The sequence below is a fragment of the Nostoc sp. genome (assembly GCF_036917195.1).
GTDB lineage: Bacteria > Cyanobacteriota > Cyanobacteriia > Cyanobacteriales > Nostocaceae > Nostoc.
In genome coordinates this window covers 109,204-132,866 of sequence record NZ_JBALDG010000051.1, presented here as the reverse complement: position 1 = coordinate 132,866, position 23,663 = coordinate 109,204, and the positions used below count along the sequence as shown (strand labels likewise).

Below are 23,663 nucleotides of genomic sequence, written 5' to 3'. Positions count from 1 at the left end.
AGAACTCCGTCAACGAGTCTTTGAACTGGATGAATCCACCTCAGAACTCCGTCAACGAGTCTTTGAACTGGATGAATCCACCTCAGAACTCCGTCAACGAGTCTTTGAACTGGATGAATCCACCTCAGAACTCCGTCGCCGAGTCTTTGAACTGGATGAATCCACCTCAGAACTCCGTCGCCGAGTCTTTGAACTGGATGAATCCACCTTTACAAATTTCGTGGGTATGGTAGCACAGCAGTGCTAACTTACAGCAATCAGTTATTATTCGATTGCTATGGGAACATTTACCTATTATGCTGTTCTAATATTTTGCGATCGCTATTCCCACACATCTATATAATAAGAAAATATCTAATATGAGCTATAACTATATTTTGAAACGTATATATACATACAGACAGCAAATCCTAAGAGAAAATAAAGAAACTTGTCTTTCGCCTAACCAAATAATAGGATAATAATAGTAGTAGCATATACAAAAAGTTGATTTTTAATCTCATCTAACTCTTATTTGAGTGCATCTGAGTACAACTTAATAGATTGCAAAATCTCTTGACTAAATCTTAGCAAACTCTTACAGGTAAAGTTTCTTGTAGCGAGTACAGAAATTCTTAAACCCTGCCCTAAAAATACTAGTACCCCTATCATTAAATACTAGCGCCCCTACCCCAAGACATATTTTAAGTTTATCTTAAGTCGGAGTTTCGGCGTTTGAGTACAACCTTAATCAATCCAATAAATCCAATCAGCATTGGGTTTCCTGTCCAGTTGGAAGTCGCCTGATATAAGCATAAAAATAGCACATGGCTCTTTCAACCAGATAGACATTACCGATGCAACAGTCTTTAGACAATATCAAGAATCCCGAAACTATCAAAACGCCGGATTCTGCACATACATCCCTGCTGAAAAATCTCTTCTCTGGCGTTTTTTTTGAGCCGTTATTGAGTGATTTTCGCATTATCTTTGAGCGCGATCCAGCAGCATGTAATTGGCTAGAGGTGGTGTTTTGCTATCCTGGATTGCACGCACTCTGTTTGCATCGTCTTGCTCACTGGTTACATGGTCGAGGAGTGGGTTTTATTCCCCGGTTTATTTCTCATTTGGGACGATTTTTGACCGGAATTGAAATTCACCCAGGTGCAGAGATTGGACAGGGTGTGTTTATCGACCACGGAATGGGTGTTGTGATTGGCGAAACTGCGATCGTGGGCGACTATACACTGATTTATCAGGGCGTCACCCTTGGTGGGACTGGTAAAGAAAGCGGTAAGCGTCATCCCACAGTGGGTAAAAATGCAGTGATCGGGGCGGGTGCGAAAGTTTTGGGTAATCTTGAAATTGGCGATCGCGTCCGTATTGGTGCAGGTTCGATTGTCTTACGGAATATCCCCAGCGATTGCACAGTCGTGGGAGTTCCCGGTCGAATTATTTCCCGAAATGAAAACGCCAGCCTTTCTCCTTTAGAACATGGAAAGATACCCGATGTGGAAGCAACGGTGATTTATTCTTTGCTCTCGCGCATTGAGCAACTCGAAAAACAACTGCAAACCTTAGAAATCAAGAAACAGCAGACAGGAGTTAGTAGTAAGTAATTATTCTCCTTCATCCCCGTCATCTTCCCCACTTTGCCAATATGAGAGAATTAAATGCCTCACCACTTAGTTCTGAGCCTTTAGGCGATCAAGTTTTGCAGATTCCTTTGAGCGATCGCTGGCGAATCTATCACCGTTTGCAAGAGTTAAAAATTAATAGTTCTTGTCCCCCCGATGGTTCTTTACGAGTGCAAGTGAACAATTTGCTAGAAGTAATTCTAATTCGCTGTACAGTTATGCAATTTCTTGCTTCTCGTCAGGAATTATTGGAGTGGCTAGAGCGTTGCTGGCATTACAATGATGAAAAATGAAGTGTTTTTGTTAAACCTAATTCAGACACTATTAATCTTGAATTCATGACGCAAGCACTGCACTTCATACTTTTTGTTCATAGATGCACAAATCTATTCGATATTTAGAAGTTGAAGCTACTGTCCGCTAGCAGATTTTGTTGCAGACTGAGAGGGATTAACCGAGTTTTAGATTTTGTTTAGTCTCCTAAATCTGAAATTTTCCTGACATCTAGCGACAATTACAAGAGCGAAATTACCAAACAAGACTAGAAATTTCTGATTTTTAATTCTTTCCCAAATTAATAAATTGAAAGTTCAATCAATTATGCCTACTCGGAACAGAGATATAAAACTCCTCAATTTTTTGCACAAGGAACTTGAACTTTCAAATGCGGATATTGCTGTAGCTTTGCGACACCGGGAGTCAGAAAATGGTCCTTTAGCGATGCTCCTCTGGCAGTATGGTTTAGTTAACTTGGAGCAGCTAGAAAAGATTTTTGACTGGTTAGCAGAACAAAGTTAGCTAATTTGTACCCATCATCTGCCTAAATTACACCCCAATGCTCTAGAAAATCTGAGGTTACCAAGATGATTACATCCTTAATTGCTGGATTCTGTGTCTTACTTTGTTCCGGACTTGCTAATAGCTATATTAGTTCATTGCTACTCGAACAAACCTCAACTGACATCGGTAAAAACGATTAGTAAAATATACATGGTTTTAGTTCCCTGTCATACAGATGTAATGCTGAGAATCGGTCAATAATTAAGGATCATGTATCCTACATTATGAATTGTGATATTTTTAGCATTTACCATCGCTGGGGATTGTAGAGAGAAAGGATATTAAGAATACTTCCAAGAGAGGGATATTTGCAATGAATCAAATCATAATTAATGACACTACATTGCGTGATGGCGAACAAGCAGCAGGTGTTGCTTTTAACCTAGAAGAAAAAGTAGCGATCGCTAAATTTCTCGATGCCATTGGTATTCCCGAATTAGAAGTTGGTATACCAGCAATGGGTAACGAAGAAATACGAGCGATCGCAGCAATTTCTAAGTTAGGTTTACAAGCAAAACTCCTGGGCTGGAACCGTGCTGTCATCTCAGATATTAAGGCTTCTATCGCTTGCGGTCTGAACCGGGTGCATATCGCCATTCCCGTCTCTGGTATCCAAATCGCCGCCAAATTCCACGGTCAATGGCGAGTAAGTTTGCAAAAACTCAAAGACTGTATCAGCTTCGCCGTCGATCAAGGTCTTTGGGTAGCAGTCGGCGGAGAAGATTCTTCTAGGGCTGATGAAAACTTTCTCTTAGATGTAGCACTTTATGCTCAAGAATGGGGTGCATCCCGGTTCCGCTTCTGCGATACCGTAGGAGTTCTTGACCCTTTCACGACCTACACAAAGGTCAAACGGCTGGTTTCAGCTTTGATGATTCCCTTAGAAATCCATACCCACAATGATTTTGGTCTGGCAACTGCCAATGCCCTTGCGGGTATCAAAGCCGGGGCTTTATCAGTGAATACCACAGTCAACGGATTGGGTGAAAGGGCGGGAAACGCAGCGCTAGAAGAAGTTGTGATGGCGATCAAACGCATCTATGGCGTTGATTTGGACATCAACACTCGCAGTTTGCTGGAACTGTCTCAACTAGTTGCTGCTGCATCAGGTGCAGATGTACCACCCTGGAAAGCGATCGTTGGCGAAAATACCTTTGCTCACGAATCTGGCATTCATGCTCACGGAGTACTACAAAACCCCATCACCTATGAACCATTTGCTCCCGAAGAGGTGGGTTGGGAACGGCGTTTAGTATTAGGAAAACATTCTGGACGGCATTTGGTTTCAAACTTGCTAGAGCAGCATGGAATTTTCTTGAACTCCCAAGAAACCCAGTCTGTTTTAGACGCAGTGCGCCATCAATCGGTACAGAAAAAACGCAGCCTGACAACAGAAGAACTATTGAATTTGGTCAGAGAACAGAGGTATTCTCATGCAACGCGATGAATTAGAACTAAACTTGCCACCGGCTTTTGAAATTGGTGAAAAAGTCAGAGTTCGCAAACTGCTCAAGAACGATGGTACTTTTCCTGGTAAAGAAGTCGGGCAAGTTTTAGTCAAAAAAGGAGATATCGGTTACATAGCAAGTATAGGCACATATTTGCAGAGTTCATATATCTATGCTGTGCATTTCTTAGAAACAGGGTTCGTCGTCGGCTGTAAGAAAAATGAACTAGAATCTGTTGAGGAATCTCATGAAAGTAATGCTACGCATGAATGACGCCGGTACCTTAGTAGTCTACGTTGCTAAAAAAGACCTTGAGGAAGAAGTAGTTAAACAAACCGATGGAAATGATGGCAAGATTCTCACCCTAGCAAATGGTTGGGAATTGGAATTTCGTGATTTGCCAGACACAGCGAATTTACCGCAAACTGTAGAAGCTAAACGCCTCTCGTAAAAAAAAGTTAGGAGTGATGAGTTATGAATAATAATTTATGATTATTAACTCCTAACTTTTAACTCCTAACTCCTGCACAGACACAATTAATCGCGTCTCTACTCCTAACTTTTTATCAATCATGGGTAACAAGTATCTGACATTATCAGAATTGAATCTTGAGGGACAGTTACTAGGTTTTGTTGGTGGTCATCCAGGAAAATATAAATACTTGCAATTGGCAGTTCCATCTGGAAATGTGGAAATTAAACTGCCTAAAGAGTTGCGCCGTTCTCTGAGTTTATCCTTGGTTCCTGGCCAGCAAATTCGCGTTTGTGGTCATAGTAAGGTAGACTCGCGCACAAGTAAAATAAAAATCAAAGCCTATCGGGTGACACCAATTGATGCGTGTCCAAATCAAGATTTACCGCCTGAAACCAAAGCGAGGATTATGGTATGTCAAAAGTCAGGTTGTCTCAAACGTGGTGGTAAAGGGTTTTTATCAGAATTAGAAAAAACTTTGAGCGATCGCGGTTTGTTAGACAAAGTTACCATTGAACATACTGGTTGCCAAAAATGCTGTAGCAGCGCCCCCAACTGTGTTTTAGAACTTGGTAAAAAGAAATACAAGAATATTCAACCTGAAGCGATCGCATCTTTGCTAGAAGGTCACTTAACAGAGTAATAACTTTCTCTATCTATTCTTCAAACAATACACAACTTTGTAGGGGTAAAATTTTACCCCTACAAAGTTGTCGGTATCGGTAGCATCCTTGTCAAACTGTGATCGGCTAAGTTATAACTGCTGCTGCATTGCTAGTAAGAACCCGCATGGATACCTGAAATAGGCTTGGGAATTAGTAGAGGTCAAGGTATCCATGAAGGATAGGAGGGTGAGTGGCTATACTGCTTTGATGAGCAAGGTAATACATTTCTCACTCCAAAAGAACTTGTAGAACAAACAAGTATTCATGCCCAACAGGTACGACAGCAACGAGAATTAGTAGAATAACTCTTACACTTTTACCAGAAACGTTTTGGTGAATTATCCGATTAATGCTTTGTCGTAGAAAAAGTTAAAGTTGTAAAAGTGAGTAAAGACGCGATTAATCGCGTCTTTACTCACTTTTACATTCTTTTTCGGATATATCTATAGTCTGATATAGGTGTATCTAGAGCTTGCAGAATAACTAGCGTCTTGTCTGCTTGCGTTTGACAAATGTTATAAGCCTTATCGAGATTGTTTGGAGAATTGCCTGAGTAGTTTTTGTATTTGATAACTATCTTAGAGAAAAAATGCCCTTACTTTCTAGTAAGAGCATTGAAATTTACTTATTTAATGTTTATTGAGGAAATCTTTGGGGCTTGGGATACTTTTCGCTTAAGCTTTATCCAAAGTTCCATTACTCCAGCTATTATTTTTCCTGAGGATAATGTAGTCTTTTCTCGTGTCCATAATCACTGAAGATAAATTAAGCTGTATTGCGAATAGTCCCTACCCAATTGCTACAATAGACCTCTTGCGCCGTTTGCTGCCAGCTAAGGCCAGACCAACGATTCCTAAACCAGTGAGACTAGCAGGCTCAGGAGTCGATTGGACAATACCAGATTTATGAAATTCAAATGCAATGGTTTGTGTGCCGTTGAATTTGTTGGCATCATAGCCAGTGGTTAGCAACTGCTGCGTTACATTACCCTGTGCTAGAAACGAGATTCCATTAAGATATTTTCCAGAGTCAATAACATTGAGATTAAATGTATTGTCCTTGCCGTTATTAGTAAAGTAACTACTGGTCAAATCACCATAACCGACAACACCACCACCTTGTTTTACCTGAGTTTCGTAAGAAATCCATCCATCTCCTGCCAAACCACCATATCCAACACTGTAGCCTTCTTTGCTATCAGCAACTGTCTTTGCCTGAACACCACTATAAACACCTAGTTGTTGTACCCCGGAAGCATTCACTGAAGAGAAATGAATACCAAACAAATCTCCGCTACTCATAGCATTTTCAAAGGTCTTACCCGCCATGTTGAAGAACAAATCACCATATCCAATCTGACCACCAGCTGCACCCGCTTCAGCCTCTCCTGTCAACTTCATATTGCCATTGATTGCCACAATGACGCTGGTAGCAGTTTCTTTGATAGCCATACCAGAGATATCGTAGGGATTTACTGTCCCTGGTGCGGCACCAACCCAGTAGTTCCCGTTCATTCCATCTGTGTTTGAATCAAATGCATATTGCCAGCCGCTAGCATCAGTGGGGTTTTGACCCATAAAAAGACCAGTAGTGTCGTTCAGACACTCCAAAGATATGCTAAATGCTGTTCCCTTTAAGTCGGAGGCATATGCTCCTTGACCAGCCACAAAGAAGATTCCAAAAGTGGTAATGCCAATTTTCAGTAAATTGAATAAGCTGTGAGTTTTCATTATTTATAACCTGATTGATTTAGGGAATCACAATTTCCTGGACTTATCTATTTGTAATTGGAATTACAAAAACAAAAAAGCGTGATTCTTCTGAAAATATAATTTGGAAAAGTTAATGGTAATTTTATAAAACTCAAACAATCAATTACATATTTACTTGAAATTAGTTTTACTTTACCTAATTGTCTTCAATGTGAAATAGGAGTAAAGCCAAGTAGGCCTAGTAGCCTAAGATTTTTTGCACCCTTTTACTTAAATAGTTTTGAAAAATTTTTGGGTTTGTGTAAGCTTAATAAACCATATCCCGCCTGCATCTCCGTACAGGGCATCTAAACCCGCGATCGCTAGAAATTTGTTGTCTGCATTAATCTACTGGAGTTTAGACTAAAAGCAGGCGATCATTAACAAAGGATTGTACGTGTCGTTGTATAAAATTTTTGGAAGGGCAGTCTGCGCTTAACACAGACCCCTTCACCGGAAGATGAGAGAAGAACCACCAACTCTCACCTGCCAATATGAAACGTGCCAGACTCCAAGATTTTCGTCAAGCAGCTTATGAGCATTTAGGAAAAGCACATGACGCAACTTTTGAATTGACAGATGCGATACTTCTGAGCCGTAATGTGTACAGCTTGGCAAATTTATCACTATCACCAGTATTTAGACGTAAGTGGTCAAGCATTTACGTTAGCGAAGCGGGGCGCTTTTAGCGCACAGCATTAGAAGATAGCAGAAGCGACAAAATATTGATGCAGTTATACATCAAACAGATGCCAACACAGGGTCGTCCGTTGTTAACAGGCGACCACACCGCGTGGTCGCGCCCGGATGCGGTAACTCTACAGGAGAGGACAATTGAACACAGCAGTGTCACAGTAGCAGGAAACAAATCAATTAGCATAGGTCAGGGATATAGCACCATTGCTTGGATACTAGAGGATTCGGGCAGTTGGGCGTTACCCCTAAGACATGAGCGAATTACAAGGATAGGAAAACCCAATATAGAAGGCAGCTAGCTTGGCACGACTTATTTTTGAAGCCTAGCTAATTGTGAAACTTCAGAGTCTGGAGAATTCTCAGATCCTTCCCCATTGTCATTACGCAAGTTTCAGTTTTTCTTAGATCGGCTGGAGATACGGCTCATTCATTATAAAACTGCCGCCTGCTGTCATATAGGCAATTGAATTATAAACTGACTTCCTTTACCAACAGTAGAAAAACATTCCAATTTGCCACCATGTTTTTCGGTGATAATTTGATAGCTGATTGCCATGCCCATGCCTGTTCCTTTGCCTACAGATTTGGTGGTGAAGAAGGGATTAAAGACGCAGTTTTTAACTTCTGAAGGCATTCCTAATGCGTTATCAGCGATCGCAATTTCCACCAACTGCGAATTACTAACTGAGGTGCAAATTTTAATTTGACTTGGATTTGCCTTTATTTCCTCATCCGTGCGTTTGCTATTTGCTTCATCTAGGGCATCAATCGCATTTACCAAAATATTCATCAAAACTTGATTGATTTGTCCGGCATAACATTCTATTGGGGGCAAGTTGCCATAGTCTCGAATAACTTCAATTGCTGGACCTTGTGCTTGGCTTTTCAGACGATGTTGCAAAATTAACAGTGTACTTTCAATCCCTTCATGAATGTCAACTTTTTTGAATTCCGCTTCATCCATGCGGGAAAAGTTCCGCAGTGATAGCACAATGCTACGAATCCGGTCAGTCCCCATTTTCATAGAAGACAACATTTTCTGTAAATCTTTGATTAAAAACTCCAGATCGATTTCATCAGCTAGGGCTTCCACTTCTGGGTCATTGCTGGGATGGCGTTGTTGGTAAAGCTGGATCATCCGCAGCAAATCTTGAGTGTATTCATTTATGTAGATAATATTGCCGTGGATAAAGTTCACAGGATTGTTGATTTCATGTGCTACACCTGCCACCAGTTGACCCAGGCTAGACATTTTTTCACTTTGAATCACTTGTGCTTGGGTGCGCTGCAATTCACTTAAAGCTGTTTTGAGTTCAACAGTCCGGTCTTCCACTCGGTTTTCCAGCTCCGCATTACTGTTTTCTAAGGCGATGAATGAGTCGCGCAATTGCCCTGCCATGTGGTTAAATGAGTGGGCAAGAATGTTGAATTCTTCGATGTTGCCACATTTTACTGTCTGTTGTAAGTCACCGCCTGCCATTGCCTCACTAGCCTGATTCAAGTTCAGGATGGGACGCGCAATCCATCGGGAAGTGAAGACACCGATTGCCATTGCTACTACCAGCGCCCCAAAACAAAGCAGGATACTAATTTGGGTGTTGGCGTTGATCTGTGCCATGAAGGTGCTTTCTGGAACGCTGGTCACAATCAGCCAGTCCAAGCCATATTGGTCGCGCCAGGGAGCAATATGCACATGATAATTTTCTCCCTGAAAATTGGCTTGAAGTTCTTGGGTATTGGTGATGGAGTGAAGGTTAGGAATACTTTGTTGAAGCTGTTTAGCAATACCTTGCACAACTGGATTAGGACTGTCTATTGCTTTGAGGCGTTTAATTTCGTTATTGGTTACAGTAAAAGGCTGTTCCTGGCAGGAATTAGCAACCAACATACCATCCTGCTCCATAACAAACACTTGCCCAGAGTGACTGATATCTAATGTTCGCAAAAATTCGCTCAGTTTCAATAGATGAATGTCAACCCCCACCACGCCAATGAGCTTTTTATTAGCATCATAAACTGGGCTACCCGCAGATGCCGCAACATAGGGAGGATAGGCGGGATCGTAGTAGGTGTAGATGCGAGTCCAGATGGGTTTCCCAGCTTTGATAGGTTCAGTATATATCAGTTCATTGAGGGTGTCCCACGTAGCGGTGGACAAGATTTTAGTGGGGTTGCCATCATTGTCTGTCAAGTAAGTTGTCGAATTTTTCGGCAGGCTAGGTGTTTTGATGGTACTATCGTCGATAGTAACCGTCTTGCCATCGTAGCGTCCAGCTCCAGCCCCTTCCCCAGTTGCCAGATTCAAGCTGATATACGTTAGGTCATAGGCTTGCATTTGGTGCCAAAAGTATTTGTCAACAGTTTTGCGATCGCGCACATTTAGTAATCCCATACGAATTGCAGCAGCATTGATCTGGATGACTTTATGCGGAATTGACAGGTAGGCATCCAAATGCTGATTTACCTCACTACTGGTTCGCTTGATCAACTGCTTTGACAGATCCTGAACCGCTTTCTCACCATTTTTAAACGACAAATATCCGACCAACCCTACTGCGCCAAACACTTGCACTATGAAAGGAACGATGAGGACAAGCTGTAATGGCAATGCCCGGAATTTACTGAATGATGAGCGAGTCTTCATAAGCAGGAAACGTGAGTACATTTTAAAGGCTGCTGGCACGGCTTTGAACTCATTGAAACCAGCAAAAACTGTAGTCCTACTTAAGATAATTCCCCAAAAATTTCTAGATTGAACACAATCCGCACTGAATCTAAGTTCTGGAGTTTAGACTAGTCAGGAGCTAAGGGGTCGAAATCAATAAGCCTCCTGACGACTGACACCTTTATTCTGCTTTCTAGCTAAAGATGCAACCCTCTTAATCAAATCAATCTTTCCAACGCGTGTTGTAAATCATTCGTCACTTCAGCAACGGCTTGCCTAGCACCCAAACGATTTTCTTTATACGCTGGGTAGCGCTCAGAAACAGATATCGGTTTACCCACAGTAATTTTGACTTTTTGCTTACCCAATTGCGGACGCTGGACAGCTTTATCGCCTTTGATTTTGGCAATCATCTGCCATAAAATTAAAGTTGTCTCAGCAAACCTTTCTCCCGTTGGATTTTCACGAATATAATTACCAGAAACTGCTACAAAACTTTCTACTAAACGCATATGCCACATCCGCGCATTCGCTTCTTCCGCAACGCGATCGCCTAAAGCTTTCTCTACAGCGGATACTCCTTTTACATCCTTAAAATCTTCTCTAAATATATAATTCCAACCTGCTTGTTCTACCCGCCGACAGCGGTCACTCAAAGTACCTTTTGACTGCAAATCAAAATACTGTTCTGATATTAGTAACGCTGCATTTAACAAAGCTTGCAAACGAACTGCTAACGCTTCATTTCTATCTTCAATTTCTCCCACTACTGTTTTGGCATCCGGCAGCTTGAGATGATAAAACCGTGTGTAAAATTGTTCCATCAGCGAAAGTAAATGTTCTGCCAAAGTCAACAACCGAGGATAAAGCGACTCCACAGAAGCATGTTCCGATGGATTCACAGGTAAACCACTAGCCGCTTCCAATTCACTTAAAAGATTTGCGATCGCATCCCAAGGAGCATCAACGTAACTATATTTAATCCCAACTGGTACAATTAAAACCTGTTGGTCACGTCCAGCTTTGTGCAAATCTTCAGCACACCAAAAGCCTAATTGGGCGATACCAGGTTCGAGGGGGCTAATATTCTCTGATAAACCATTGGTAGCACCTTCTGGCGCAGCAGCCATCGGGAATTTCCCATTGGCAAACAAGTCACGCGCCGAACGTAACCCCGTCCAGTCAGCCTTACCCCGCTGAATCGGAGTACCACCTAAATGAGACATGATCCAGCCAACGTGGGCACCTGCCCATAGAGGAATGCCGCGATCGTAGATAAAATGAGCGTGAATCGGAAATTCTAGTGCTGTACCTTGCGATCGTGCTACCTTTGGCACCAGTTGAGACAGCAAGTAGCCCAAACAAAGTGGATCATCTGTTTTAGGATGGCGAAATGCCAGCATAAAACGGATCTTACCCTCCTGAAACTGGCGATAGACATCTACCAGAGCCTCTACATTGTCTGCTTCAATTTGGGTAATAGCTGTTTGCCAGTTTATCCAACTGGGTAGCAACAGATGGACAACTCGTAGTAATAAGGGGTTAAACGTCGGCGGAATAAATTCTAAGGGTGCTTGTGCTTGATAAATTACATCTGCCAAGGTAGTTCTCTCCTAAAGTTGTGATCAAAAAAGGCGGAAAGCTATAAATAAAAATGAAAAAGAAATAACACTGTATACTTTGTACTTCATCCTTAATACTTCATCCTTAATACTTCATACTTTAGTTGACATAGAAATTAGTGAGCAAAGAAAGGCTATAAACGATGCGACTGTCACAAATGTTATTCGTTACACTCCGGGACGATCCAGCTGATGCTGAGATTCCTAGCCATAAATTATTACTCCGTGCAGGTTACATTCGTCGCATCGGAAGTGGTCTCTATGCTTATCTGCCACTGATGTGGCGGGTACTGCAAAAAGTTTCCCAGATTGTGCGGGAAGAAATGAACGCTACAGGTGCACAAGAATGTCTCCTACCACAATTACAACCTGCTGATTTATGGAAGGAATCGGGACGCTGGGACACCTATACCAAAGCTGAGGGGATCATGTTTTCCCTAATTGACCGCCGTGAACAACAATTAGGATTAGGCCCAACTCATGAGGAAGTAATCACAGCGATCGCTCGTGATATGATTCGCTCTTATCGCCAACTACCACTCCACCTCTACCAAATTCAAACCAAATTCCGCGATGAAATTCGTCCTCGCTTTGGTTTGATGCGTGGACGGGAATTTATTATGAAGGACGGCTATTCTTTCCATGCTGATGAAGCCAGTCTCAAAGAAACTTACCAGGATATGTATAAAGCGTACAGCAATATCCTGCGACGTTCTGGTTTAGCTTTTCGGGCAGTGGAAGCCGATTCTGGGGCAATTGGTGGTTCTGGTTCCACAGAATTTATGATTTTGGCGGAAGCTGGTGAAGATGAAGTTCTCTACACTGAGGATGGCAAATACGCCGCTAACGTAGAAAAGGCTGTTTCTTTACCAATTGATGCCGAAACCTCACGGTTTACAACCTATGAGAAACGCGATACACCTGGAACAGAAACCATTGAAAAGGTTTGTCAACTCCTTAACTGTTCTTCCACTCAATTAGTGAAAAACGTTCTGTATAAGGCGGTTTATGCTAACGATAATACTTTACTTGTCCTAGTGAGTATTCGTGGTGATCAAGAAATAAACGAAGTTAAACTTCTCAATGAACTAGCAAAAAAAACAGATCAGTATGGGCGCACTTCAACAGTTTTATCTTTAACTGTTTCAGACATAAGCGATCAAAAGATATGGGCAACCAGACCTTTACCTCTAGGCTATATTGCTCCTGATTTCTGTAGCGATTATATTGCGGCTCGTAACTTTACAAGGCAAGAGCTTCAAGAGAAATTGGGATTAAATATGACGGAAATTGATGAAATTCTCAAAGAGTTACCATTATCTCCATCGTATAGCTTGTCTGACATAAGAACAGAAGTTGAGAGAAAATTTAATGCTTCTAATTTTTCTCAACAGATCAACCTGGACGAAGCACTTAAAAAAGTACGAATACTGCAATTACAGTATCCAATTGCTATTGAGCGGTATTTTGATAACACAGCCGTTAATTTAAAAAACTTTGTTACAGGTGCGAATGAAGCTGGCTATCACGTAGTTGGTGCTAATTGGGGTGAGCAATTTAAGTTACCAGAAAAAGCAGTAGATGTGCGGAAGGCAAGACCAGGCGATCGCGCCATCCATAACCCAGAACAAACTCTCTTCAGCGCCCGTGGAATCGAAGCAGGTCACATCTTCGAATTAGGTACTAAATATTCCGAAGCGATGGGAGCAACTTATACCAATGAACAGGGCGAAGAAAAGCCGCTAGTTATGGGTTGTTTTGGCGTAGGTGTGTCACGACTAGCACAAGCCGCCGTAGAGCAATCTTACGATAAAGATGGGATTATTTGGCCAGTAGCGATCGCCCCCTATCACGCGATCGTCACAATTCCTAACATTAAGGATGTAAACCAAGTTGAAATCGCTCAAAAACTTTACACAGAACTGAATCAAGCGGGAATTGAAACCCTACTAGATGACCGCGATGAACGGGCAGGAGTAAAATTTAAAGATGCTGATTTGATTGGCATCCCTTATCGGATTGTAACCGGGCGAGCGATCGCTAATGGCAAAGTCGAAGTTGTAGAAAGAGCCACCCGTAAATCTCAAGAAATTGTCATTGATGAAGTTACAACTACACTTCATAAGTGGATTACCGCAGCGATAGAGGGTAAAAATTAAACGCATAGGTGCTTCACCTTCCCCCAGGGTAAGGGTGCAAAGGTTTACGCAGAGGAATAAATACTTTATTTTGCGTTCCTCTGTGTTTTCCTAAGCGTTCCTTTGCTTTGTAAATTTAATTTTCAATCATCTCTATAAAGAATGAAATTTACATAATTTGGAGGTGACGGATTAGAAGTAAAAATTCTAGAATTGAATAAGGGACTTGCAGAATTAAAAATAATTGTATTTTGATGCATCAAGCCTCCTCCAAGTTGTGGGAAACTCTCCACTTATAAGTATCGTCTTTAACCAGGCTGCTCCTCACATAACTCCCATATCAGCCCTCAGTCAGGAAGGTTTTGAACATGAAAGACCAACAAGGATCTAATCGTATTTCTTCAGGCGCAATTGCAGCCGTGTCAGCAGTGGTTGTAGCGGTGGGCGGTAGTGTAGCTTGGTTTACTTCCCACTCCAGTAATACTCCCACACCGTCAAACCCCTCTCAACAGATCGCTCAACCAGTACAGCCATCAACTAGGCAGCCAGGTAATGAGCAAACGCCTAACGTTTATTGGCTAAGACCAAAGGACAAAAATATTGCTTTGGTTCCCCAGCCTGTTAAAGTGGCTTCTATACTACCCAACCAGCCTTTAGAAGCAGCTTTTCAAAGTTTGTTAGCAGGCCCACCAACAGGAGGGACAGATTCAACAACCATCCCTAAAGCAACCAAACTCTTGGGTTTGAAGTCAGAAAATAACGAGGTTCACGTTAATTTATCTGAAGATTTTACCAGCGGTGGTGGTAGCACCTCAATGATCGGTCGCGTAGGACAAGTTGTTTATACTGCGACAACTTTAAATCCCAAAGCCAAGGTGTACATTGACGTGAACGGTAAACCGTTGGATGTTTTAGGTGGTGAGGGTCTAGAGTTAGAACAGCCACTAACTCGTGAAAGCTTTCAGAAAAATTATCCGCTTTAAAAAAGTTAGAGACGCGATTAATCGCGTTTGTGGAGGAGTTAAGAGTTTTAACTCATAACTCATAACTCCTATTAAGCTTACCGATTACCATTTAACACACGAAAATTACGGGCTTGCTGTTCTAACCTTGTGGCGAGGCGATCGCAAACCCGATTACACAAATCAAAAATCATTTGATCTTCCACCCGGTAATAGGCGCAAGTTCCTTCACTGCGGCGGCTAAGGATACCTGCTTGCCACATTACCTTCAGGTGTTTTGACACATTTGCCTGAGAAGTCTGGGTTGCCTCTACCAACTCTTGCACGCATTTTTCTTCATCCCGTAATAAGTGGAGCAGCCGCAGGCGCATCGGCTCACTTAACAGGCTGAAGTATTCAGCTACTTGTTGCACCACTTCTGGCGGTAAAGGCAACGTTTGTTTCATCAGGATTAATCCGCAAGGACTGAAAGTTTTAACGATGACTCATTTGAGATGACTCATTTCATATATAGATTAATACTTAATCAGGGTTAATTCGCATCAAAGGTTGACCATATTCTACAGCGTCACCATTTTGGAGGAGAATTTCCATCACCTGTCCAGAGACTTCGGCTTCGATTTCATTCATCAGCTTCATGGCCTCAATGATACAGACTGTTTGACCCTTGCGGATGCGATCGCCCACTTCCACAAATGCCGCTTCCCCCGGTGCAGGAGCGCGATAAAACGTTCCCACCATTGGGGAAGGCACTTCTACTAATCTCTGATCAATGATTGAGGGATGATTTACTGACAACTGTAATTGTGTCCCAGTTCCAGTATTCTCAAATACGCGACCTGTGGCTACCTCTGTTACCGGACTCGTGGTGACCTGATTTGCTCCAGATGAACCCGATGTCAATCCCGAACCTACCACACCGCCTAAGGTCGCTTGACCTGCCGACAACACCTGATTGCTGACACTCACAGCCTTACGGACTGTTAGTTCAAAGTCATCGCTTTTGAGCGTAACTTCTACAATATCTGTTTGTGCGATAGTTGCCAGTAGTTGGCGGATTTCATTAAAGTCCAATGGCACAGTTTTTATTACCTCGACCTATCCGTAAATGAGCATCTTAAGTGTGGCAGGGATTTAATCCCTATGTAGGGATTTAAATCAGGAGCAAGCATCTCGTGGAGATGAAAGTTATTCCCTGCCTAAGTATTTATCCTCACGCGTATCAATCTTAATGCGTTCTCCTTGGGTGATAAACAAGGGAACCATCACAGTTGCCCCAGTTTCCACAATTGCTGGTTTTGTACCACCTGTAGCCGTGTCACCTTTAACGCCTGGGTCTGTTTGGACTATTTCTAGAACCACAGAATTGGGCAGTTCCACTTCAAGCACTTGCTCGCCCCAACGGATGACGCTGACTTCCATACCTTCTTTGAGGTATTTTATGCGATCGCCAATCTGCGTTACGCTCAATCTGCCTTCTTCATATGTTTCCATATCCATAAAGACAAACTCATCACCCTCTTTATAGGTATGCTGCATCGTGCTTTTTTCCAGAGTAGCTTGCGGCAATGTTTCGCCTGCTCGGAACGTTTTTTCCATCACGTTCCCACTCTGAACATTTCTCAGTTTGGTACGTACAAAGGCAGAACCTTTGCCTGGCTTAACGTGGAGGAATTCGAGCACTCGCCATACAGACCCGTCTAATACAATTGAAACACCAGGTCGAAAATCGTTACTGGAGATCATGAAACTTTCAAATTTTGGAAGACAATCGGCATTTATTGTACCCTTCAAGCGGGGTAATTAGTTATTATTTAGTCATTGGGCACTTGTTACTGAGCATAGCCGTTGGCGCAGCCTCTCGTAGAGAAGTATTCGGCATTGGGCACTTGTACTGAGCGTAGCCGTTGGCGCAGCCTCTCGTAGAGAAGTATTGGGCATTGGGCATTGGTTATTCTTTTTGTCTCCCCTTGTCCCGCTACTCCCTACTCCCCACTCTTTCTTAGCTTCCCATCTGCTAATCTGGCTCTTTGCATTTAATTTTGACTCAGCACCCAGCACGGGCTAAACGCCCTACTATCGCTAACAGCACTCCTACTGTGGGAAGATGATTGATGGGTTACGTCCAGTCAACAATTTAATGCTGCATTTGAGTTATCCCATGTCTAACCTATTAAAATCCTGGCTGAAGAACAGCCTAATGACAATATTGCTAGTAACAATATTTTTAGGCATAACTACAGCTGGGTGGACTCCCTCCAGTAGCGCCGCACTGCCAGCCGGCAACGCAATTACCGATGGCAAGGCTCTGTTGCGGTATGCACTCCCGATAGATAACAAACCTGTACGAGAATTACAAGCGAGTTTAGAGGACATCTCTGCCCAACTGCGGGCGAATCGGCGGTGGGGTGCTATTTCCAAAGACATCAGCCAAGCATCCCGTATTCTCGATAAACCCTCTCAAATATTAACAAGTGTTCCCGAAGAACGCCAACCCCAAGCCGAAGCTTGGATTACCGAGTTAAAATCTGGGGTGGCTAAATTGCAAGAATTGGCAAACAGCAAAGATAAAGAACAAGTTCTGCAAGACAGAGGCAAACTTCTAAATCTCATTACTCAGTTAGAAGAGTCAATGGTGAAAGAATTCCCCTTTGAAGTACCTGCCCAGTACAGTAACCTACCACAACTTAAAGGTCGTGCCACTGTAGAATTCAAAACCAATAAAGGCGATTTGACCCTCGTAGTGGACGGTTATAGCGCCCCTGTCACTGCTGGTAATTTTGTAGATTTGGTGCAGAGGGGTTTTTATAATGGTTTAGAGTTTACCCGTTCTGAAGAATCTTACTTTCTGCAAACTGGAGATCCAGCCGGCAAAAACGTGGGTTTCATTGATCCAAAGACGGGCAAATATCGCGCCATTCCCTTAGAAGTCTTAGTTCAGGGTGATAAAGCACCTACCTATGGCATTACACTAGAAGAAGCTGGTCGTTATATCGATATGCCAGTTCTGCCTTTCTCTGCTTTTGGTGCAGTGGTGATGGCTCGTCCCGAAAGTGAAGTAAATGGTGGTTCATCACAATTTTTCTTCTTTTTGTTTGAACCAGAACTCACCCCCGCCGGACGCAACCTGTTGGATGGTCGTTATGCCGTTTTTGGCTATCTCACCGAAGGCAAAGAAATTTTGGATAAACTGAAGGCAGGTGACAAAATTGAATCGGCAACTGTGGTTCAGGGAATAGAAAATCTGGTTGAGCCGCAAGCAGCATAAGAGGAGAGCAGGGGAAGCCGGAAATGAGGCAGATGAGGGAGAATAATTACTAACTCTTAACTTCTAACTCCTAACTCCCCTGACTCAGATTCCCAGCGGTGAACACCTGATCAACTGTAATCGCTAATTCTGGAAAAGTCCGTGCTCCAATTTGGTCACTATCGATAAAAACTGTTTCTTCGTAAAATCCATATTCCAGTAGTAATACTGAAACTTTTGCTTTTAAAGGGTCTACAATCCAATATTCAGGAACCTCTAAGGCTGCGTATTCGGAGCGTTTATGACGATAATCCCGTTTCACCGATTCTGGACTGACCACCTCGACAATTAGTAACGGGGATGACTCAAATACTGCTGAGGCATTGAACAATTCTCTAGCTTGCTCCAGTAGTTACTACACACAAATCAGTCAACCTAGATTTATTTATACCCGTTATCACCCCACTTTCCCGGAAACATAGCCAAGTAGAGCTACAACGTTTGATTTCTGCGTCTAGCAATTGCTAAATTTATTGAGCAATTAGAAAATATTGAATAGTAGGTGGATTCATAAACTCTAGCTTGCCATCCACCAGTTCATAATGAAGATCGTTGCCATGATTATAGGTTAAGTATTCCTCAAATGTGATGCTGGTTACTGGTGTTGTTACCATCCCAACTGACTGCTAGACAATACTTTATATTAAACAGTAAAGCAAATCATCAGTTTTCTTAGTAATTTTGCAACACGGAAAACCGATTGTGAACAGTGAGTTATCTTCCCTACAAGTACAAGATATCGGAGAACAAGGTCTTTTAGAAAGATTGCAGCGCTTCTGTCCTCCAGAAATTATTGGAGATGATGCAGCAGTACTTGTGACTGCACCAGAGCATTCTTTAGTGGTGACTACAGATGTGCTGGTTGATGGCGTACATTTTAGCAATGTCACCACTTCCCCAGAAGATGCTGGTTGGCGAGCTGCTGCTGCCAATTTATCAGATTTAGCAGCAATGGGTGCTTCCCCATTGGGAATCACCGTCGGGTTGGGACTCCCCGGTGAAGTTAGGGTGAGTTGGGTTGAGCAACTATACCAGGGAATGACAGAATGCCTGCAAAAATACAATACCTCAATTGTCGGGGGTGATATTGTGCGATCGCCTGTAATTACTCTGGCAATTACCGCTTTTGGTCAAGTTAACCCAAGTCAAATTATCCGGCGTTGTGCTGCTGTTGTCGGGGATGCGATCGTCGTTACAGGTGTTCATGGAGCCTCCCACGCTGGCTTAGAATTGCTCTTACATCCCGAATTGGGACAAAACCTCAACAACGAAGAAAAGACGGCTCTAATCCGCGCACACCAACGCCCACAGCCACGGTTAGATGTCTTACCAATCCTTTGGAAAATCTTAGCATCCCCATGCCCTATGCCCATTGCTGGTATGGATAGCAGCGATGGTTTGGCGGATGCGATTATCCAAATTTGCCGTGCCAGTGGCGTTGGCGCTGTGCTAGAACGCAGACAAATTTCCTTCCCAGCAGCTTTTGACCATTGGCTGACACCAGAGCAAGCGCTAAAATATACTTTATACGGTGGCGAAGACTTTGAATTAGTGCTGTGTTTGCCACAAGAGCCAGCATTAGCTTTGGTGCAACATCTTGGTAAGAGGGCTGCGATCGTGGGCAAGATTACACCTGGATCAATAGTACTATTTCACGACGAACAAAAAAAATTCCCTGACCAAGTTCTAAATCTTAGCCAGGGATTTCAACACTTTAAAAGTTATGAGTTATGAGTTTTAATTCCTCACTCCTAACTCTTTAATTAAACCCACTTCTGGGCTACCAATTCTGCCAAATCCAAGACTCGTTGGCTGTAACCCCACTCGTTGTCATACCACGCCATAACTTTTACTAAGTCATTGCCCATAACCAAAGTCAAGCTGGCATCAACAATCGAAGAAGCATCACTACCTTGATAATCGGAAGATACCAGTTCTAGATCGCTATAGTCCAAAATACCTTTGAATGAACCTTCGGCAGCATCTTTGAAAGCTTGGTTAACTTCTTCAGTAATAGTACGCTTCTCAACCTGAACTACGAAATCTACCATTGAGACGTTCGGGGTAGGTACACGTAAGGCAACACCATTTAGCTTGCCTTTGAGGTCTGGGATAACCAGCGCCACTGCTTTTGCTGCACCAGTGGAGGTGGGTACAATATTGATCGCTGCTGCCCTCGCCCGTCGCAAATCCCGGTGAGAAGCGTCTAGCAAGCGCTGGTCACCTGTATAGCTATGGGTGGTGGTCATCGTACCTTTGATGATGCCGAACTTATCGTTCAACACCTTGGCGACGGGCGCCAAGCAGTTGGTAGTACAGCTAGCATTACTGATAATGTTGTGTATGTTGTGATCATAGTCGTGATGATTCACACCAATCACAAAAGTGCCATCCTCGTTTTTACCAGGAGCGGTAATCAGAACTTTCTTAGCTCCAGCATTCACATGCTTCAGCGCTCCTTCTTTGCTAGTAAACACCCCCGTTGCTTCGATAATTAGGTCAATTTCCCAATCTCTCCAGGGCAACTTTTCTGGGTTGCGATCAGATACGCACTTAATGGTCTTACCGTTAACGATGATAGAGTTATCATCGGCACTAATCTCAGCATCTTTGATCTTCCCTAGCATCGAGTCATACTTCAGCAGATGAGCATTGGTTCTAGGGTCTGACGTGTCATTAATAGCCACAAGGTCGATTTTACTATTCTCTCTACCCACCCAGCAGCGCGCAAAGTTACGTCCAATCCGCCCGAAACCGTTGATTGCAACTCTAATCACAGTGTCTTGCCCTCTGTATTTATGCTTATATGTTGATATCGTTGACCCCAATCATATCGCAAAGGGGGGGAGCAATAATAACCATAAACTGTTAGATCAATAAAAAAACACATAATTTATTCAGATTTGTTCGAGTAGAGATTGTTGTTAGTGATATATGATCTGACCGATTCCGGGACTAAATAACGAATTGACTGGCGTTCGCGGCAAAATTTGCGAATTAGACTTGACGAAACTCCTACTAAAGGTATATTCAAGAATTGCCAGTGAATAGTGTATGACTGTTCCCTCAGTTGTTGCTCCACTTGCTTGCAGATTAATTTGCTTTGAGTTATAGTCTCACCACCTAGCAGTCGGGGTGCGATTAACCAATCACACATTTGTGCTAGTTCGTATCCACGGTACCAACGGGGTAAGGTTTGGAAAGTATCCAAGCCTACAATCCAGTACCAGTGAGTATTTAGGTAAGAAGCAGATAAGTCGATCAGGGTGTTAATCGCATAGGAAGTCCCAGAGCGATTTGCCTCCACTAGTGAGACGGTAAACGTTGGGTTGTCTTTTATGGCTAATTGCAGCATTTCCACACGATGCTCAAACAAAGCTGCTTCTTTGTGAGGAGGATTTAGGGATGGCACCCAAATTACCTTTTCAAGGGATACTTCTTGCATTGCTGTCTCAGCTACGAGCAGGTGTCCCCAATGAATTGGATCAAATGTGCCACCAAAAATTGCTAGTTGCTGCATCCAGTTATGCCTGGGTTTTATGCAATTGAAAAATAGTTTCATTACCAATGTACTATTGTACTCAATTCACGCCTAGACTTAGTGCAATTTTAAATAAGTTTCACTAAACAATGTATTATGTAGCCAATTCCAGTAAGGTAGCCAAAAATATGTATTTGACATTACAAGAATTTCTTTCCCGATGTAGCCAAAATTTTGAGAATAATCTTAAGAACAGTTCAAAAATAGCAAAAACCTCCAACCAAGGTAAAATCATTCTGAACCAGCAAAACCAGAGCAGAAACATCATCTGGGCATTAAACATAAACATGATATAGGAGCAGTTACGGTAAAAATCAAATTCCTGTTATGATACGCGTGTCATTTGTGATTATGGTGTGGTGTGGTGTAAGAGGAGCAATAAATGACTAATTCAGTAGATTTTAGTGGTAGACCATTTCATTTCATTGGCATCGGTGGCATAGGTATGTCTGCTCTGGCATACGTTCTCACTAAGCGTCAATTTCCAGTATCAGGTTCGGATCTTCGTCCGAACCACATTACGCACAAATTGGAATCTATTGGTGCTCATATTTTTGGTAGACAAGAGGCAAGCAATCTCGAATTCTTTCGCCCTCAGGTATTGGCTAATGCAGTAGTATTAAATTCACAAGAACAATTACCTACTGCTACTAAGTCAAAACTACCTCAAGTCATTTGTTCAACAGCAATTAACACGAATAATTTAGAATACAAAGCAGCACTGGAATTAGGTTGTCCAATTTTACATCGTTCAGATGTACTAGCCGCCTTAATTTCCGATTACTACAGTATTGCAGTGGCAGGAACACACGGCAAAACTACAACCAGTAGCATGATTGGCTATATGCTTCTGGAAGCTGGTCTAGATCCAACAATTTTAGTGGGTGGCGAAGTCAAAGCTTGGGAAGGTAATGCTCGATTGGGACAAAGCCAATATTTGGTGGCCGAAGCAGATGAATCTGATGGTTCTTTGGTAAAACACGCTCCAGAAATTGGCATCATTACCAATATTGAACTCGATCATCCTGACCATTACGATACATTAGAAGAAGTCATTGACATCTTCCAGACATTTGCTGAGGGTTGTAAAACGTTAATAGGTAGCATTGACTGTGCGACAGTGCGCGATCGCTTGCAACCCACAATCAGCTACAGTTTATACTCAGATACCGACGCTGACTACACTGTGACTAATATTGATTATCGTGCTGATGGCACCACGGCTTTAGTTTGGGAAAGAGGCAAAGCTTTGGGCGTATTGAAGTTGCGGCTGCTCAGTCGGCACAATCTCAGCAACGCTCTAGCAGCGGTGGCTGTTGGTCGGGCGTTGGGCTTAGAATTTGGAGCAATTGCCAAAGGCATCGCCACCTTTGAAGGAGCAAGACGACGCTTTGAGTTCCGAGGTGAAGTTGATGGTATTACCTTCATCGATGACTATGCTCATCACCCCAGCGAGATTCGTGCTACTCTAGCCGCAGCACGCTTACAGGCAAGACCAGGGCAAAGAGTGGTTGCCATCTTCCAACCCCATCGCTATAGCAGGACACTGACCTTTTTAAAAGAATTTGCCGAGTCTTTTACCCATGCTGATTTGGTTGTGCTGACTGATATTTACAGTGCAGGCGAACCCAATTTAGGGCAAATTAGTGGTGAATATCTAACGGCGGAAATTGCTAAACAGCATTCTCCTGTAGTTTATCAACCAACTTTACCCGCAGTGTGTGAGTACTTGCTGCAAACACTACGCCCAGGAGACTTAGCGCTATTTTTGGGGGCTGGGAACTTGAACCAGGTGATTCCTGAAGTAATTACAACACTTTGTGAGCCAGCTAAAGCCACATCCTAAGTGGAGACTTTGCGAAGTTTTATTTCTGAGCAAAGCGCCCCTCTAGCAACGGTTTCATAGGTTAACTCTATTACCGTATCTTTGCGGTAAATAA

The 23,663-nt window shown here is 42.8% G+C and carries 23 protein-coding genes and 1 pseudogene; 15 read left to right on the top strand and 9 right to left on the bottom strand.

Annotation, left to right across the window (positions count from 1 at the left end):
* The 8 genes from V7K40_RS16530 to V7K40_RS16495 all read left to right on the top strand — a co-directional run.
* Positions 1 to 233: hypothetical protein (locus V7K40_RS16530; protein ID WP_334961408.1), on the top strand; the 233-nt coding region annotated here is incomplete at its 5' end.
* Positions 234 to 836: 603 nt separating this feature from the next.
* Positions 837 to 1,598, top strand: coding sequence for a serine O-acetyltransferase (cysE, locus tag V7K40_RS16525; protein ID WP_334961406.1), 762 nt, complete (start codon positions 837 to 839; stop codon positions 1,596 to 1,598).
* 41 nt (positions 1,599 to 1,639) lie between these two features.
* Positions 1,640 to 1,909, top strand: a complete 270-nt coding sequence (locus V7K40_RS16520; RefSeq protein WP_334961404.1) for an Asr1405/Asl0597 family protein — start codon at positions 1,640 to 1,642, stop codon at positions 1,907 to 1,909.
* A gap of 307 nt (positions 1,910 to 2,216) precedes the next feature.
* Positions 2,217 to 2,414: a DUF2949 domain-containing protein gene (locus V7K40_RS16515; RefSeq protein ID WP_334871807.1), complete on the top strand. Its 198-nt coding sequence runs from the start codon at positions 2,217 to 2,219 to the stop codon at positions 2,412 to 2,414.
* A gap of 355 nt (positions 2,415 to 2,769) precedes the next feature.
* A complete protein-coding gene (gene nifV / locus V7K40_RS16510; RefSeq protein ID WP_334961403.1) occupies positions 2,770 to 3,903 on the top strand; it encodes a homocitrate synthase in 1,134 nt (377 codons plus the stop codon).
* A complete protein-coding gene (locus tag V7K40_RS16505) occupies positions 3,890 to 4,177 on the top strand; it encodes a nitrogen fixation protein NifZ (RefSeq protein ID WP_273768324.1) in 288 nt (95 codons plus the stop codon). The genes nifV and V7K40_RS16505 overlap by 14 nt, the downstream gene beginning before the upstream one ends.
* Positions 4,152 to 4,355, top strand: coding sequence for a putative nitrogen fixation protein NifT (gene nifT / locus V7K40_RS16500; protein ID WP_298921155.1), 204 nt, complete (start codon positions 4,152 to 4,154; stop codon positions 4,353 to 4,355). Before V7K40_RS16505 ends, nifT begins: the two co-directional genes overlap by 26 nt.
* Positions 4,356 to 4,476: 121 nt before the next feature.
* On the top strand, positions 4,477 to 5,019 hold the full coding sequence (locus V7K40_RS16495; RefSeq protein WP_334961400.1) for a (2Fe-2S) ferredoxin domain-containing protein: 543 nt from the start codon (positions 4,477 to 4,479) through the stop codon (positions 5,017 to 5,019).
* A gap of 810 nt (positions 5,020 to 5,829) precedes the next feature.
* Here V7K40_RS16495 and V7K40_RS16490 read toward each other — a convergent pair.
* Positions 5,830 to 6,771, bottom strand: a complete 942-nt coding sequence (locus V7K40_RS16490) for an XDD3 family exosortase-dependent surface protein (RefSeq protein WP_334961398.1) — start codon at positions 6,769 to 6,771, stop codon at positions 5,830 to 5,832.
* Between the two features lie 515 nt (positions 6,772 to 7,286).
* Between V7K40_RS16490 and V7K40_RS16485 the strand changes: the two genes are divergently transcribed.
* Together V7K40_RS16485 and V7K40_RS16480 are read left to right on the top strand one after the other, a co-directional pair.
* Positions 7,287 to 7,481, top strand: a complete 195-nt coding sequence (locus V7K40_RS16485) for a hypothetical protein (RefSeq protein ID WP_334961396.1) — start codon at positions 7,287 to 7,289, stop codon at positions 7,479 to 7,481.
* A gap of 39 nt (positions 7,482 to 7,520) precedes the next feature.
* Positions 7,521 to 7,787, top strand: a complete 267-nt coding sequence (locus tag V7K40_RS16480) for a hypothetical protein (RefSeq protein ID WP_334961394.1) — start codon at positions 7,521 to 7,523, stop codon at positions 7,785 to 7,787.
* Positions 7,788 to 7,939: 152 nt separating this feature from the next.
* Here V7K40_RS16480 and V7K40_RS16475 read toward each other — a convergent pair whose 3' ends face one another.
* Entirely contained in the window at positions 7,940 to 10,132 is a 2,193-nt protein-coding gene (locus tag V7K40_RS16475; RefSeq protein ID WP_334961392.1) for an ATP-binding protein, read from the bottom strand.
* Between the two features lie 239 nt (positions 10,133 to 10,371).
* Positions 10,372 to 11,754 carry a 1-acyl-sn-glycerol-3-phosphate acyltransferase gene (locus tag V7K40_RS16470; RefSeq protein ID WP_334961390.1) on the bottom strand — a complete coding sequence of 461 codons (1,383 nt, stop codon included), beginning with the start codon at positions 11,752 to 11,754 and terminating at the stop codon, positions 10,372 to 10,374.
* Between the two features lie 164 nt (positions 11,755 to 11,918).
* On the opposite strand from V7K40_RS16470, the gene proS reads away from it, so the two are divergent.
* Together proS and V7K40_RS16460 are read left to right on the top strand one after the other, a co-directional pair.
* The gene (proS, locus tag V7K40_RS16465) at positions 11,919 to 13,934 is read left to right on the top strand and encodes a proline--tRNA ligase (protein ID WP_334961388.1); all 2,016 of its coding nucleotides are present in this window, start codon (positions 11,919 to 11,921) and stop codon (positions 13,932 to 13,934) included.
* 347 nt (positions 13,935 to 14,281) lie between these two features.
* Positions 14,282 to 14,896, top strand: a complete 615-nt coding sequence (locus tag V7K40_RS16460) for a GerMN domain-containing protein (protein ID WP_334961386.1) — start codon at positions 14,282 to 14,284, stop codon at positions 14,894 to 14,896.
* Between the two features lie 77 nt (positions 14,897 to 14,973).
* Here V7K40_RS16460 and V7K40_RS16455 read toward each other — a convergent pair whose 3' ends face one another.
* From V7K40_RS16455 to efp, 3 genes are all read right to left on the bottom strand, one after another.
* The gene (locus V7K40_RS16455) at positions 14,974 to 15,321 is read right to left on the bottom strand and encodes a metalloregulator ArsR/SmtB family transcription factor (RefSeq protein ID WP_273768314.1); all 348 of its coding nucleotides are present in this window, start codon (positions 15,319 to 15,321) and stop codon (positions 14,974 to 14,976) included.
* A gap of 76 nt (positions 15,322 to 15,397) precedes the next feature.
* Positions 15,398 to 15,955 carry an acetyl-CoA carboxylase biotin carboxyl carrier protein gene (gene accB, locus V7K40_RS16450; RefSeq protein ID WP_334961384.1) on the bottom strand — a complete coding sequence of 186 codons (558 nt, stop codon included), beginning with the start codon at positions 15,953 to 15,955 and terminating at the stop codon, positions 15,398 to 15,400.
* A 108-nt stretch (positions 15,956 to 16,063) separates the two neighbouring features.
* On the bottom strand, positions 16,064 to 16,621 hold the full coding sequence (efp, locus tag V7K40_RS16445) for an elongation factor P (protein ID WP_273768312.1): 558 nt from the start codon (positions 16,619 to 16,621) through the stop codon (positions 16,064 to 16,066).
* A gap of 415 nt (positions 16,622 to 17,036) precedes the next feature.
* On the opposite strand from efp, the gene V7K40_RS16440 reads away from it, so the two are divergent.
* On the top strand, positions 17,037 to 18,143 hold the full coding sequence (locus V7K40_RS16440; protein WP_334961428.1) for a peptidylprolyl isomerase: 1,107 nt from the start codon (positions 17,037 to 17,039) through the stop codon (positions 18,141 to 18,143).
* 70 nt (positions 18,144 to 18,213) lie between these two features.
* Here the strand turns inward: V7K40_RS16440 and V7K40_RS16435 are convergent.
* Positions 18,214 to 18,796: pseudogene (locus V7K40_RS16435) on the bottom strand (Uma2 family endonuclease).
* Positions 18,797 to 18,884: 88 nt separating this feature from the next.
* Here V7K40_RS16435 and thiL point away from each other — a divergent pair.
* Positions 18,885 to 19,916, top strand: a complete 1,032-nt coding sequence (gene thiL, locus V7K40_RS16430; RefSeq protein ID WP_334961381.1) for a thiamine-phosphate kinase — start codon at positions 18,885 to 18,887, stop codon at positions 19,914 to 19,916.
* A 29-nt stretch (positions 19,917 to 19,945) separates the two neighbouring features.
* Here the strand turns inward: thiL and V7K40_RS16425 are convergent, their stop codons facing one another.
* On the bottom strand, positions 19,946 to 20,959 hold the full coding sequence (locus V7K40_RS16425; RefSeq protein WP_334961379.1) for a type I glyceraldehyde-3-phosphate dehydrogenase: 1,014 nt from the start codon (positions 20,957 to 20,959) through the stop codon (positions 19,946 to 19,948).
* Positions 20,960 to 21,075: 116 nt separating this feature from the next.
* A complete protein-coding gene (gene nadD / locus V7K40_RS16420; protein WP_334961377.1) occupies positions 21,076 to 21,702 on the bottom strand; it encodes a nicotinate (nicotinamide) nucleotide adenylyltransferase in 627 nt (208 codons plus the stop codon).
* Between the two features lie 403 nt (positions 21,703 to 22,105).
* On the opposite strand from nadD, the gene murC reads away from it, so the two are divergent.
* Positions 22,106 to 23,569: a UDP-N-acetylmuramate--L-alanine ligase gene (gene murC / locus V7K40_RS16415; RefSeq protein ID WP_334961375.1), complete on the top strand. Its 1,464-nt coding sequence runs from the start codon at positions 22,106 to 22,108 to the stop codon at positions 23,567 to 23,569.
* Positions 23,570 to 23,663: the final 94 nt, after the last annotated feature.

Coding starts and splice junctions, on each gene's coding strand:
- cysE (WP_334961406.1), top strand. CDS start 837: ATGCAACAGTCTTTAGACAATATCAAGAATCCCGAAACTATCAAAACG.
- V7K40_RS16520 (WP_334961404.1), top strand. CDS start 1,640: ATGAGAGAATTAAATGCCTCACCACTTAGTTCTGAGCCTTTAGGCGAT.
- V7K40_RS16515 (WP_334871807.1), top strand. CDS start 2,217: ATGCCTACTCGGAACAGAGATATAAAACTCCTCAATTTTTTGCACAAG.
- nifV (WP_334961403.1), top strand. CDS start 2,770: ATGAATCAAATCATAATTAATGACACTACATTGCGTGATGGCGAACAA.
- V7K40_RS16505 (WP_273768324.1), top strand. CDS start 3,890: ATGCAACGCGATGAATTAGAACTAAACTTGCCACCGGCTTTTGAAATT.
- nifT (WP_298921155.1), top strand. CDS start 4,152: ATGAAAGTAATGCTACGCATGAATGACGCCGGTACCTTAGTAGTCTAC.
- V7K40_RS16495 (WP_334961400.1), top strand. CDS start 4,477: ATGGGTAACAAGTATCTGACATTATCAGAATTGAATCTTGAGGGACAG.
- V7K40_RS16490 (WP_334961398.1), bottom strand. CDS start 6,771: ATGAAAACTCACAGCTTATTCAATTTACTGAAAATTGGCATTACCACT.
- V7K40_RS16485 (WP_334961396.1), top strand. CDS start 7,287: ATGAAACGTGCCAGACTCCAAGATTTTCGTCAAGCAGCTTATGAGCAT.
- V7K40_RS16480 (WP_334961394.1), top strand. CDS start 7,521: ATGCAGTTATACATCAAACAGATGCCAACACAGGGTCGTCCGTTGTTA.
- V7K40_RS16475 (WP_334961392.1), bottom strand. CDS start 10,132: ATGAAGACTCGCTCATCATTCAGTAAATTCCGGGCATTGCCATTACAG.
- proS (WP_334961388.1), top strand. CDS start 11,919: ATGCGACTGTCACAAATGTTATTCGTTACACTCCGGGACGATCCAGCT.
- V7K40_RS16460 (WP_334961386.1), top strand. CDS start 14,282: ATGAAAGACCAACAAGGATCTAATCGTATTTCTTCAGGCGCAATTGCA.
- V7K40_RS16455 (WP_273768314.1), bottom strand. CDS start 15,321: ATGAAACAAACGTTGCCTTTACCGCCAGAAGTGGTGCAACAAGTAGCT.
- efp (WP_273768312.1), bottom strand. CDS start 16,621: ATGATCTCCAGTAACGATTTTCGACCTGGTGTTTCAATTGTATTAGAC.
- V7K40_RS16440 (WP_334961428.1), top strand. CDS start 17,037: ATGTCTAACCTATTAAAATCCTGGCTGAAGAACAGCCTAATGACAATA.
- nadD (WP_334961377.1), bottom strand. CDS start 21,702: ATGCAGCAACTAGCAATTTTTGGTGGCACATTTGATCCAATTCATTGG.
- murC (WP_334961375.1), top strand. CDS start 22,106: ATGACTAATTCAGTAGATTTTAGTGGTAGACCATTTCATTTCATTGGC.